Here is a 13,739-nt window from a genome sequence, read left to right as displayed (position 1 = left end):
GTGAAATTAAATTAAGTGGCACGATCTTAGATCAGTGCTTAATTTTTATGGTCAAAGTCATTTTAGAAAAGTTAATTGTATAGTTAATTTCTCTAAAAAGATTTGCAAAAAATTGCTCGGTTTTAATCGAGTATAAGGTGAGTGATGATGCCATTGAGGGCGTTGTGATTCATTAATTACCTATGGAGTTTTCTCTCTAGGTAGTATGACGCCCCCTGGTCTTAAAGGCCTGTTGGGTAAGTAGTGTCATTTTTACCGATTTGACATTATGCATCATGGGTGTGCTTAAAAGGCAGCCTGTAATATTTTTTGCAATAGGAAATGGGTCCACAAATGCAAGAAGTTGCTGACGCATTGCGTCTTGACACTGAACTTTCCGCTGATAGTGCAGCGTATATTGAAGAACTTTACGAGCAGTACCTGACTTCCCCAACCTCTGTAGCTGAGGACTGGCGCCAATATTTCGATAAATATCCAAAGGGTGACCAACCACACAGCGCTGTGCGTGAGCAATTCCTATTACTAGGACGTAATGCTAATCGTGTTCAACCTGTTGTACAAAGTACTGTAAGTACTGAGCATGAGCGTCGTCAAATTGGCGTTTTACAACTTATTGCTGCTTATCGTAATCGCGGACATCAAAAAGCTAAATTAGATCCATTAGGTCTTGCTAAGCGTGAAGAGATTCCAGATTTAGATCTTTCAGCACATGGTTTAACCAAATCAGATTTAGACACAGTATTCAACACAGGCAATCTTGAGATTGGCAAAAGCGAAGCAACGCTTGCCGAAATGATTGAAGCAATGGAAGCAATCTATTGTGGTTCAATCGGCGTTGAATATATGCATATCGTGGACACAAAAGAAAAGCGTTGGATTCAACAACGTCTTGAAAGTGTTCGTGGTCAGCTTAATTTCACAAATGATCAAAAGAAAGGCTTCTTAGAGCGTTTAACTGCTGCAGAAGGCCTTGAAAAATACCTAGGCAATAAATACGTTGGTGCGAAACGCTTTGGTGTAGAAGGTGGCGAATCTTTTATTCCTATGGTGAATGAAATCATTCAACGTGCTGGTGCTGTTGGTTGTAAAGAAGTTGTTATTGGTATGCCACACCGTGGCCGTTTGAACCTTCTTGTTAACATTATGGGTAAAAATCCTGCAGACTTGTTTGGCGAGTTTGAAGGGAAATCAATTCATAAAAAAGGTTCTGGTGACGTTAAATATCACCAAGGTTTCTCAAGTAATGTAATGACCCCAGGTGGCGAAGTTCACTTGGCATTAGCATTTAACCCATCTCACTTGGAAATCGTTGGCCCTGTAGTTGAAGGTTCTGTACGTGCACGTCAAGTGCGTCGTAGAGACATTGGTGGTGATGATGTATTACCAGTAATTGTTCATGGTGATGCTGCATTTGCAGGTCAAGGTGTGAACATGGAAACCTTCCAAATGTCACAAACTCGTGGCTATACGGTTGGTGGTACTGTACATATTATCGTAAACAACCAAGTAGGTTTCACGACTTCTGATCCACGTGATGCACGTTCTACAGAATACTGTACAGACGTTGCTAAGATGATTCAGACACCAATTTTCCATGTAAATGGTGATGATCCTGAAGCAGTTATCTTTGCTACTCAATTAGCACATGATTTCCGTCACGAATTCCGTAAAGATGTTGTAATTGACTTGTTCTGTTACCGTCGTCGTGGTCATAACGAAGCAGATGAGCCATCTGGTACACAACCATTGATGTATCAAGTGATTGCTAAAAAAGCAACTACACGTACTCTTTATGCAGATCAACTTGTTCAACAAAAAGTAATTGATCGTGCTGAAGCTGACCAAATGGTTGAAGATTACCGTGCTGATTTAGAAGCCGGAAATCACGTGGCAAATGCTTTAGTGCTTGAACCAAATACAAAAATGTTTGTTGACTGGACTCCGTATTTGGGTCATGACTACACAGACGATTGGGATACTTCATTTGACTTAAATCGCTTAAAAGAATTAGGCGAGGGCATGAGCAAACTTCCTGAAGGGTTTGTAATGCAGCGTCAGGTTCAAAAAGTCATTGAAGATCGCGTGAAAATGCAAACTGGTGAAACTCCGTTGAACTGGGGTGCAGCAGAAACTTTAGCTTATGCAACTTTATTAGATGAAGACTATCTAGTTCGTATTACTGGTGAAGACGTAGGTCGCGGTACCTTCTCACACCGTCATGCGAAATTGCATAATCAAGTTGATGGTTCAACTTACATTCCTCTTTGTCATGTTAAAGAGAACCAACCACGTTTCGCGATTTACGACTCTCTTTTATCTGAAGAAGCGGTTCTTGCGTTTGAATATGGTTACGCAACTACAATTCCTAAGAGCTTGATTATTTGGGAAGCACAATTTGGTGACTTCGTAAACTGTGCGCAAGTTGTGATTGACCAGTTTATTGCTTCTGGTGAGACCAAATGGGAGCGTGTTTGTGGTTTAACAATGTTGTTACCACACGGTTTCGAAGGTCAAGGCCCAGAGCATTCTTCAGCTCGTTTAGAACGTTTCTTACAGTTATGTGCTGAAGATAACATGCAAGTGATCACTCCAACGACACCTGCACAGATTTTCCACGCATTACGTCGTCAAGCTGTACGCCCAATTCGTAAGCCATTGATTGTAATGTCACCGAAATCTTTACTTCGTCATAAGCTTGCGACTTCTACTTTAGAAGAGCTTGCAAATGGTTCATTCCAAACAGTAATTGACGAAATCGATCAAATTAACAAGTCAGATGTAACTCGTCTTGTACTTTGTGGCGGTAAAGTTTATTACGACTTACTCGAAAAACGTCGTGAACAAAACTTAACTAATGTTGCAATCGTACGTATCGAACAGTTGTATCCATATCCAGAACAACGTCTTGCGGAAATCTTGGCTGCATATCCAAACGTGAAAGAACTCGTTTGGGCACAAGAAGAGCCGAAGAACCAAGGCGCATGGTTATTTATTGCACCTCGTTTATATGACGATATCTTAAAATCTGGCAAACAAATCCGTATCAGTTTTGCAGGTCGTGAAGCTTCTGCTGCACCAGCTTGTGGCTCACCGTACTTGCATGCAAAACAACAAGCTCAGCTAATTAATGATGCATTGGCAATCGAAGCTGAACAATCAGGAGATTCTCAATAATGGCAACCGAAATTAAAGCACCGGTATTCCCAGAGTCTGTTGCAGATGGCACCATCGCAACTTGGCATAAAAAGGTGGGTGAACCTGTATCACGTGATGAAGTAATCTGTGATATTGAAACCGACAAAGTTGTTTTAGAAGTTGTTGCTCCTGCAGATGGTAGCTTGGTTGCAATCATTAAAGATGAAGGCGATACAGTTCTTTCTGACGAAGTTATTGCTCAATTTGAAGCTGGTGCTGGCGCAGCGGCTGCTCCTGCAGCAGTAGAACAAGCAGTTGCTCAAACTCAAGCTGGTGCAGCTCCTGTTGTTGAACGTGCAGAAACTGTATCTGATCAAGCTCCTGCGGTTCGTAAAGCTTTAACTGAATCTGGTATTGCTGCTGCTGACGTACAAGGTACTGGCCGTGGTGGTCGTATCACTAAAGAAGATGTTGCAAATCATCAAGCTAAACCAGCTGCTAACGTTACTCCGTTAAGTGTTGCTGTTGGTGAGCGTATCGAAAAACGTGTTCCAATGACTCGTTTACGTAAGCGTGTAGCTGAGCGTCTTCTTGCTGCAACTCAAGAAACTGCAATGTTAACTACATTCAACGAAGTTAACATGAAGCCAATTATGGAATTGCGTAAGCAATATAAAGATGCTTTCGAAAAACGTCATGGCGCTCGTTTAGGCTTCATGTCATTCTTCGTTAAAGCTGCAACTGAAGCACTTAAACGCTACCCAGCTGTAAACGCTTCAATTGATGGCGACGATATCGTTTATCACGGTTACTACGACATCGGTGTTGCAGTATCTTCTGATCGTGGTCTTGTTGTGCCAGTATTACGTGATACTGACCGTATGAGCTATGCAGAAGTTGAAGCAGGTATTGGTGCTTATGCTGCTAAAGCACGTGATGGTAAATTATCTATCGAAGAAATGACTGGTGGTACTTTCACAATCACTAATGGTGGTACTTTCGGTTCATTGCTTTCAACTCCTATTTTGAACCAACCGCAAACTGGTATCTTGGGTATGCACAAAATCCAAGAACGTCCTATGGCGGTAAATGGTCAAGTTGAAATCTTGCCAATGATGTACTTAGCGCTTTCTTATGACCACCGTATGATCGATGGTAAAGAAGCTGTAGGTTTCTTAGTAGCAATCAAAGAATTGTTAGAAGAACCAGCTAAACTCATCCTTGATCTTTAATTTCTTCGAATAAATACCTACCAGGGTAGAGTGATCCTCTATCCTGGTTTATGGAGATAAAAATGTCTCAACAATTTGATCTTGTTGTCATTGGCGGTGGTCCTGGTGGTTATGAAGCTGCGATTCGTGCCGCTCAACTAGGTTTCAAAGTCGCTTGTATTGAAAAACGTATTCACAACGGTAAGCCTTCTTTAGGTGGTACTTGCTTAAACGTAGGTTGTATCCCTTCTAAAGCTTTGCTTGATTCTTCTCATCGTTATGAAGATACAGTGCATCACTTAGCTGATCACGGTATTACAACTGGTGAAGTGAATTTCGATCTTGCAAAACTTCTTGCTCGTAAAGACAAAATTGTTGACCAATTAACTGGCGGTATCGATCAATTGCTTAAAGGCAACGGTATTGAGTGGTTAAAAGGTACAGGTAAATTACTTGCTGGTAAAAAAGTTGAGTTTGTTTCTCACGAAGGTGAAACTCAAATTTTAGAACCTAAATACGTGATTCTTGCGTCTGGTTCTGTACCTGTAAATATTCCTGTAGCTCCTGTAGATCAAGATATTATTGTTGACTCAACTGGCGCATTAAACTTCCCAGAAGTACCTAAACGTTTAGGTGTAATTGGTGCAGGTGTAATCGGTTTAGAACTTGGTTCAGTATGGCGTCGTCTTGGTGCTGAAGTTGTTGTATTTGAAGCAATGGATGCATTCTTACCAATGGCTGATAAAGCTTTGGCAAAAGACTACCAAAAACTTTTAACTAAGCAAGGTCTTGATATTCGCGTTGCTGCTAAAGTTTCTGGCACTGAAGTTAATGGTCGTGAAGTGACTGTTAAATACACTCAAGGTGGCGAAGAAAAAACTCAAACTTTTGACAAATTAATCGTTTGTGTTGGCCGTAAAGCATATGCAGAAGGTTTATTGGCTGAAGATTCAGGCATTAAATTAACTGAACGTGGTTTAGTTGAAGTAAATGATCACTGTGCAACTTCTGTAGAAGGTGTATACGCGATTGGTGACTTGGTTCGCGGTCCAATGCTTGCTCATAAAGCAATGGAAGAAGGTGTAATGGCGGTTGAGCGTATTCACGGTCACGCAGCTCAAGTGAACTATGACACAATCATTTCTGTTATCTATACACACCCTGAAGCGGCGTGGGTAGGTTTAACTGAAGAGCAAGCTAAAGAAAAAGGTCATGAAGTAAAAACTGGTCAATTCGGTTTTGCTGTAAATGGTCGTGCTTTAGCTGCTGGTGAAGCTGCAGGTTTTGTTAAGTTCGTTGCTGATGCAAAAACTGACCGTTTATTAGGTATGCATGTGATTGGACCTGCAGCATCTGATATCGTTCACCAAGGTATGATTGCACTTGAGTTCGTATCTTCTGTTGAAGACCTTCAGTTGATGACTTTTGGTCACCCAACATTCTCTGAAGTTGTTCATGAAGCTGCACTTGCTGTAGATGGTCGTGCAATTCACGCGATTCAACGTAAGCGTAAATAAAATAAAGAGCGGTTCTCCGCTCTTTTTCACATTCGATGGTGTGATTAAAAAATCATCAAGTTGATAGACGTAGACAGCAATTTGCATATACAACATGAGAATGTTGCGCAAATTGAAGACAACAAACAAAGTTAAGTAGGTAACTAAATGAACTTACATGAGTATCAAGCTAAAGCGTTATTGAAAGAATATGGTATGCCGGTACAAGAAGGTATCTTGGCAACCAATGCAGACGAAGCAGTTGCTGCATTTGAACAGCTTGGTGGTAAATTCGCTGTAATGAAAGCGCAAGTTCATGCTGGTGGCCGTGGTAAGGCTGGTGGCGTTAAAGTTGCAAAATCTAAAGAAGACGTTATCGAATTTGCAAACAATATCATTGGTACTCGTCTTGTTACGTATCAAACAGATGCAAATGGTCAACCAGTAAACAGCATTATCGTTGCTGAAGACGTATATCCAGTTGAGCGTGAGCTTTACTTGGGCGCGGTTGTAGACCGTTCTAGCCGTCGTATTACTTTCATGGCTTCTACAGAAGGTGGTGTAGAAATCGAGAAAGTTGCAGAAGAAACTCCAGAAAAAATTATCAAAGTTGAAGTTGATCCATTAGTTGGTTTACAACCATTCCAAGCACGTGAAGTTGCGTTCGCTTTAGGTTTGAAAGACAAACAAATTGGTCAATTCGTAAAAATCATGACAGCTGCTTACCAAGCGTTTGTTGAAAATGATTTTGCTTTATTTGAAATTAACCCACTTTCAGTTCGTGAAAATGGCGAAATTTTATGTGTAGACGCGAAAGTAGGTATCGACTCTAACGCGCTTTACCGTTTACCTAAAGTTGCTGCTTTACGTGATAAATCTCAAGAGAATGAGCGTGAATTAAAAGCATCTGAATTTGATCTTAACTATGTTGCTTTAGAAGGTAACATCGGTTGTATGGTTAACGGTGCTGGTCTTGCAATGGCAACTATGGACATCATTAAACTTTATGGTGGTCAGCCTGCAAACTTCCTTGACGTTGGTGGCGGTGCAACTAAAGAGCGCGTTATCGAAGCGTTCAAAATCATCCTTGCTGATACATCTGTACAAGGTGTTTTAATCAACATCTTCGGTGGTATCGTACGTTGTGACATGATTGCTGAAGCAATTATTGCAGCGGTTCAAGAAGTAAACGTAACTGTTCCAGTTGTTGTTCGTTTAGAAGGTAACAACGCTGAGTTAGGTGCTAAATTACTTGATGAATCTGGTTTGAAATTAATTTCTGCGAACGGTTTATCTGATGCCGCAGAAAAAGTTGTAGCTGCAGTTAAAGCGTAAGGGGAGTATCAATCATGAGCGTATTAATTAATAAAGACACTAAAGTATTGGTACAAGGTTTTACTGGTAAAAACGGTACTTTCCACTCTGCACAAGCTTTAGACTACGGTACAAAAGTTGTTGGTGGTGTTACTCCAGGTAAAGGTGGTACAACTCACCTTGACTTACCTGTATTCAACACAATGAAAGAAGCTGTACGTGAAACAAATGCAGATGCATCTGTAATCTATGTGCCAGCTCCATTCGTTTTAGACTCAATCGTTGAAGCGGTTGATTCAGGTGTTGGCCTAATCGTTGTGATCACTGAAGGTGTTCCAACAATCGACATGCTTAAAGCAAAACGTTATTTAGAAACTAACGGTAACGGTACTCGTTTAGTTGGTCCTAACTGCCCAGGCGTGATCACTCCGGGTGAATGTAAGATCGGTATTATGCCTGGTCACATCCACCAACCAGGTCGTATTGGTATCATCTCACGTTCAGGTACATTGACTTATGAAGCAGTTGCTCAAACAACTAAGCTTGGTTTAGGTCAGTCTACTTGTATCGGTATTGGTGGTGACCCAATCCCAGGTATGAACCAAATCGAAGCTCTTCAATTGTTCCAAGACGATCCAGATACTGATGCAATCATCATGATCGGTGAGATCGGTGGTACAGCGGAAGAAGAAGCTGCTGAATTCATCAAATCTAACGTGACTAAGCCTGTAGTAGGTTACATCGCTGGTGTAACTGCTCCTAAAGGTAAACGTATGGGTCACGCTGGTGCGATCATTTCTGGTGGTCAAGGTACTGCTGAAGAGAAATTTGCTGCATTTGAAAAAGCAGGTATGGCTTACACTCGTAGCCCAGCTGAGCTTGGTTCAACTATGTTGCAAGTATTAAAAGAGAAAGGTTTAGTTTAATAACTTCCTTAGATCTTTAAAAAATACCGCATCTGAAAAATGATGCGGTATTTTTTTTGCATAACTAAAAAGTTGAATAAATTAAATAGAATGAATATAAAAAATTAAAGACAAAAAAATACGCAATGATTGGGGTGATCATTGCGTAGAACAACGAATCTGTTAAAAACAGTTTCGGCTTAAGGAGAAATGTCGTGAGGTTCATATCAACCTACTGAAGCTATATTAGTGGGCTCATAATATTTGTTCATTAAGGTTCACGTTAATTAGTGTTACTTCACGTTAAAAGGGTAAGAGCGTGTGAATCATAATAACTATATAGAAATTCTAAAATATTAAATTATTTTGTCTGAAAGTGATTATAAAAAAAGCCCCGTAGGGCTTTTTGATTTATATGTTTAATATAAAAATTAGAACTTAAATAAGCCTAAGCCATCTTTAACTTCATCTAAAGTTTGTTGAGTAATCAAACGACATTTATCGGTGCCTTGACGTAAAACATCCATAATATAATCAGGATCTTTTGCAAGTTCTTCACGGCGTTCACGAATAGGAGTAATTAATTCTTTTAATACACCTTCAAGACGTTTCTTAACTGTACCATCACCAAGACCACCACGGCGGTAGTGAGCTTTTAACTCTTCGACTTCTTCTTTATTCGGATCAAATGCATCTAAATAAGTAAATACGATATTTCCTTCAACCTGACCTGGATCTTCAATACGAAGGTGATTAGGGTCGGTATACATCGCATTTACAGCTTTTTTAATGTCTTTATCAGAAGCATTTAAAACAATCGTATTACCTAAAGATTTAGACATTTTGGCTTTACCATCAAAACCAGGTAAACGAGCCATATTTGAAAGTAATGCTTTACATTCAGGTAAAAGATCTTGGCCAATCTGACGGTTTACACGGCGTACAACTTCGTTAGTTTGTTCAATCATTGGAATCTGATCTTCACCTACTGGTACTACAGTCGCTTTAAACGCAGTAATATCGGCAGCCTGTGCGACAGGATAGCAAAGGAAACCAGCTGGGATGTCGCGTTCAAAACCGCGCATTTGAATTTCAGATTTAATGGTTGGGTTACGTTCCAAACGAGCAACTGTCACAAAGTTAAGATATAACATTGTGAGCTCATTAAGCGCTGGCAAGCATGATTGTACGCAAATAGTTGTTTTAGTTGGATCAATGCCGACCGCTAAATAGTCTAAAGCAACTTCTAAAATATTACGGCGTACTTTATCAGGATTATCTGCATTATCTGTTAATGCTTGAGCATCTGCCAATAAGAGATGTTGATGATGGCTGTCCTGTAGACCTACACGAGAACGCAAAGAACCGACAAAATGCCCAAGGTGTAGTTGTCCGGTTGGGCGGTCGCCTGTCAAAATAATTGGACGCTGATCAACATTACTCATTATTTATTCCACTATCGTATTGGCTTAATCAGGGATAGTAAGCCCTGTAATATAAAAGATTGGCATTATTGTACGGGAAATAAAATTTTTTCGTCAGCGATTGGTTAAACTTTCTTAAAATAATATTGTGAATTTCTTCAGTAAAATTACAGAAATTAGAATATTTCACCTTACAATAGCCAAATAAATACAAACTTGGATAAGAAATGGCAAGTGGCTTACTTTTATTACTAGATGATATTGCATCAATTTTAGATGATGTTGCTTTAATGAGCAAAATGGCAGCAAAGAAAACTGCTGGTGTGTTGGGTGATGATTTGGCTTTAAATGCACAACAGGTTACAGGTGTACGTGCAGATCGTGAACTTCCTATTGTATGGAAAGTCGCTAAAGGTTCCTTAGTTAATAAGCTTATTTTAGTACCTTTAGCATTATTAATTAGTGTTATAGCTCCTTGGTTGATTAATCCATTATTAATGTTAGGCGGTTTGTTTTTATGTTATGAAGGCGTCGAAAAAGTTCTTCATACGATTATGCATAAAAAGCCATCTACATCAGAACAGGCAACAACAGAATTTAATAATGAAGAATTGGACTTAGCGACTTTTGAAAAAGAAAAAGTAAAAGGGGCTATTCGAACTGACTTTATTTTATCAGCTGAAATTGTTGTGATTTCCTTGGGTACTGTGGCTACAGCGGCTTTAGTAACTAAAGTAAGTGTACTTAGTATTATTGCAGTGGTGATGACACTCGGCGTTTATGGCTTAGTGGGCGTGATTGTTAAAATTGATGATTTAGGATTATATTTAACAAAACAAGCTGCTTCTTTTAAGCAATCTTTAGGACGTGGTTTGCTTGCTTTTGCGCCAATTTTAATGAAATTGCTTTCTATTGTTGGCACTATTGCAATGTTTTTAGTGGGAGGTGGGATCATTAACCATACGATTCCGTTACTTCACCATATTACTGAAAATACCGTTGATCATGCAGAACATATACCTGCTGTAGGAAATATTATTGGTGCTTTAACACCGACATTAATTAACTTTGTCATTGGAATGGTTGCTGGTGCAGTTGTGTTGCTTATCGTGAGCTTAATACAGAAAATGTGGCCAAAAACTTCTAACTAATCAGACCATTTAAAAGAAGAGGGAAGACATGCGTTGGAGAGATCGTCGAGTCAGTACCAATGTCGAAGACCGCCGTGGTGGAGGTGGTGTTAAAGCAGGTGGTATTAGTATTATTGGTTTGGTGGTGGCATTTGTTGCATGGAAATTTTTTGGTGTTGATCCACAAATGGCTTACCAAGCAACACAGCAGGTTACTGCCTCACAACAGTCAAATGAAACTGCACCACAAAGTTTAACGCCTGAGCAAAAAGAAGCTTCGGATTTTGTTGGAACAGTATTGGCAGATACAGAAGATACGTGGACGCCTATATTTAAACAGTTAGGTAAAACTTATACACCGCCAAAGTTGGTCCTATTTAGTGGAATGACTAGGTCTGGTTGTGGTACAGCTCAATCTGCAATGGGACCCTTTTATTGCCCAGCAGATCAGAAGGTTTATATTGATACCGAATTTTTTAAAGATATGCGTGAGCAAATGGGAATATCGGGTGAGCAAAATAAATCGGAGCTTTCCCGCCAAGATCAAGCAGGGGATTTTGCCCAAGCTTATGTTGTTGCTCATGAAGTAGGCCATCATGTTCAAACTTTGCTTGGTATTTCTTCTCAAGTACAGCAAGCCCGCGCACAAGTAGGTCAAAGAGAGGGTAATCAGCTATCTGTACGTCAAGAACTACAAGCTGACTGCTTAGCCGGTATATGGGCAAATCATAATCAACAGCGTACTCAGTTTCTTGAATCGGGAGATGTTGAAGAAGCAATGGATGCAGCTCAAAAAATTGGTGACGACTATTTGCAAAAGCGTGCAACCGGCCAAGTTGTTCCTGATAGCTTTACCCATGGTACGAGTGAACAACGGATGCATTGGTTTCAGGTGGGCTTAAAGTCTGGTGATATTAATCAATGTGATACTTTCAATAATTCTATCTAATATGAAAAAGATGAGTTTGCCATAGGTTCAGGTGAACTCATTTTTTATAATCTCTCTGATTCATAATTAATGTTAAGAAATTTAACTGATTGATAGAATAATTAAAGTAATTCGTTAAACTTATATTTCAACTTCTAATTGTTTGGCACACGTGATGTGCCTATTTTTTCATTCTGTTCAGTTTAACTGTCTAGGTTTTTTATTTGGTCATTGACCCAGAAGAAGGGTGTTCATGGGTAATTTTTTCTTATTACAAGCATTTACGGTTGTATTTGCCTTATCAATTGCAACCACTATATTCAATAAGCGTATTTTAGGCTTCCCCCAAGCTATTGGCGTACCTCTTGTTTCTGCAATTTTTGTCTTCATTTTGCAATGGGGAGCCAGCCTCCTAAATGGTAATCAATTTATTACCATTAACATTCATAATATTGAAGATGCAGTTCGTCATATTGATTTTTATGACTTTTTAATTAATGGTGTAATCTGTTTTATCCTGACCTCTTCCGCACTTAAATTTAAGATTTCAGATCTAAGAAGCTATTGGCGACAAATTAGTATTCTGGCCACTATTGCGTTAGTAATCTGCGCAGTATTGTTCGGTGGTTTACTTTATGGTTTCCAACTGTTGGTTGGTCATCATGTGCCAATTTTGGTTCTTCTGTTATTAGGTGCAGCATTGGGTGCAACAGACCCGATTGGTATTAAAGGTGTATTAAGCTCTATCCGAGCACCTCATCATCTTATTGTGAAATTAGAAGGAGAGTCTTTATTTAATGATGCCATGTGTATTGCATTATTTATGACTTTGCTGAATGTTTTACAAGGCGAACATTTTTCATTAGTTGCGACACTAGAAGCCTTACTTTATGAAATTGTAGTTGCTGTTGGTATTGGTTGGGCATTCGGGGTAGGAACGTTGCGTCTATTGCGTGGTAAGCACGAAATGGAATCCCTGATTTTAACAACGGCATTACTGGCAAGTGGGGCATATTTAGTAGCTTTATTTGCACATGCATCAGCTCCGATTGCTTGTGTTATTGGGGGGTTAATCGTTGGTAACAAATGGAAGGAAATCCGTGAAGAGCGCGAGATTAGAGAAGTTAACCATTTTTGGCATACTGTAGAAGGAATTATCAATTCATTCTTATTTACTTTAATTGGACTTGAATTATTTATTCTAGATTTAAACTTTAGCCTGATTTTAGGCGGAATAGTTGCTTTCTTTATTCTGCATATCTCACGTTTTGCGGCAAATTTTATGTCTTTTGCCTTCTTCCCAACGATGCGTAAAACCAAAAGCTATAATGGTAGCTTAACTATTTTATCTTGGGGTGGCGTACGAGGAGGGATTTCGCTTGCTTTGATCTTGGCAGTTGCGAATATTCCAGCCCTTAGCCCTTATAGTAGTATTCTAATTGGATATACCTTTATTAGCGTATTACTATCTGGTGTGGTGTGTGGTCTTGGTTTGCCTGCGGTCATGAATGCATTTTATTACAACCCTAATGAAGAAACAGAGGGCCTTAAAGGTTTTTATCAAAGGTTATGCCACAAAATGAATCGCCGTGGCTTTCAATATATTGTTGGAGAAGATGCATTAGGACGCGAAACAATTACTGTATTTAATCCTGATGTAATTGTTGATCAAAAAACAGAAGATGGGATTGCAACTATGCATGACCCAAATAAGTTACAAGAAGTAAAACGTTTTGAGAGTCCAGATAATTTTTAGAAAAACTTAAAAATATTATTATTTAAAATTAAAAATTATGGCTTTAGTGTAATAGTAAAATATTATCTAGAGCCATTTCTTTTTTATCTATATCATTAATAATATATTTTATTTTATTGAGATATTAAAAGTTGTTATATAAAGATTTTAATTAAAATACTTTTCAATGAATATTTAATTATTAAAAATTAAATTTGTTTTATATATAAAACAGTTAATCGGCTTTCTTCTTAATTTAGACATAAAAAATCCAGAATTCTATTTATATAAAATTTGTATTAATTAATTTTTTTCCTTTGAGGACTTTAGTATTTGTTTTTTTTATTTTAAAGTGTTTAATGTAAAAATGATCACATTACTTAATGTTTTTAAGTTGTAGGTCAAAAACACGAAAACATTAAGTAAAAAGAATTATACATAAAATCATTTAAATCAATAAT

General features: G+C 38.7%; 9 protein-coding genes and 1 pseudogene. 9 read left to right on the top strand and 1 reads right to left on the bottom strand.

Translation table 11 applies throughout. The features are described 5' to 3' along the window. Positions 1–47 precede the first annotated feature (47 nt). From ABLB96_RS17120 to sucD, 6 genes and pseudogenes are all read left to right on the top strand, one after another. Positions 48–176 (top strand): annotated as a pseudogene (locus ABLB96_RS17120) (hypothetical protein). Between the two features lie 157 nt (positions 177–333). After that, positions 334–3,174, top strand: a complete 2,841-nt coding sequence (locus ABLB96_RS17115) for a 2-oxoglutarate dehydrogenase E1 component (RefSeq protein WP_348898223.1) — start codon at positions 334–336, stop codon at positions 3,172–3,174. Next, a complete protein-coding gene (gene odhB, locus ABLB96_RS17110) occupies positions 3,174–4,367 on the top strand; it encodes a 2-oxoglutarate dehydrogenase complex dihydrolipoyllysine-residue succinyltransferase (RefSeq protein ID WP_348898222.1) in 1,194 nt (397 codons plus the stop codon). The genes ABLB96_RS17115 and odhB overlap by 1 nt, the downstream gene beginning before the upstream one ends. Positions 4,368–4,429: 62 nt before the next feature. Continuing rightward, positions 4,430–5,863, top strand: coding sequence for a dihydrolipoyl dehydrogenase (gene lpdA / locus ABLB96_RS17105; RefSeq protein ID WP_348898221.1), 1,434 nt, complete (start codon positions 4,430–4,432; stop codon positions 5,861–5,863). 147 nt (positions 5,864–6,010) lie between these two features. Continuing rightward, positions 6,011–7,177 (top strand): ADP-forming succinate--CoA ligase subunit beta, encoded by a 1,167-nt coding sequence (sucC, locus tag ABLB96_RS17100; RefSeq protein WP_001048573.1) that lies wholly within the window; start codon positions 6,011–6,013, stop codon positions 7,175–7,177. Positions 7,178–7,191: 14 nt separating this feature from the next. Continuing rightward, complete coding sequence (gene sucD / locus ABLB96_RS17095) at positions 7,192–8,082, top strand: succinate--CoA ligase subunit alpha (RefSeq protein ID WP_002051332.1); 891 nt, start codon at positions 7,192–7,194, stop codon at positions 8,080–8,082. Positions 8,083–8,492: 410 nt separating this feature from the next. Here the strand turns inward: sucD and trpS are convergent, their stop codons facing one another. After that, positions 8,493–9,506, bottom strand: a complete 1,014-nt coding sequence (gene trpS, locus ABLB96_RS17090; RefSeq protein WP_032056127.1) for a tryptophan--tRNA ligase — start codon at positions 9,504–9,506, stop codon at positions 8,493–8,495. A gap of 206 nt (positions 9,507–9,712) precedes the next feature. Here trpS and ABLB96_RS17085 point away from each other — a divergent pair, with 206 nt between their 5' ends. From ABLB96_RS17085 to ABLB96_RS17075, 3 genes are all read left to right on the top strand, one after another. Then, positions 9,713–10,636, top strand: a complete 924-nt coding sequence (locus ABLB96_RS17085) for a DUF808 domain-containing protein (protein WP_348898220.1) — start codon at positions 9,713–9,715, stop codon at positions 10,634–10,636. 28 nt (positions 10,637–10,664) lie between these two features. Further along, the gene (locus ABLB96_RS17080) at positions 10,665–11,564 is read left to right on the top strand and encodes a neutral zinc metallopeptidase (protein WP_348898219.1); all 900 of its coding nucleotides are present in this window, start codon (positions 10,665–10,667) and stop codon (positions 11,562–11,564) included. Between the two features lie 232 nt (positions 11,565–11,796). Next, positions 11,797–13,299 carry a cation:proton antiporter gene (locus tag ABLB96_RS17075; RefSeq protein WP_348898218.1) on the top strand — a complete coding sequence of 501 codons (1,503 nt, stop codon included), beginning with the start codon at positions 11,797–11,799 and terminating at the stop codon, positions 13,297–13,299. The last annotated feature ends 440 nt before the right edge of the window (positions 13,300–13,739 follow it).

It is taken from the genome of Acinetobacter sp. XH1741 (genome assembly GCF_041021895.1).
Lineage (GTDB): Bacteria > Pseudomonadota > Gammaproteobacteria > Pseudomonadales > Moraxellaceae > Acinetobacter.
The sequence above is the reverse complement of the archived record's forward strand: the minus strand, read 5'-3'. Positions and strand labels throughout refer to the sequence as shown.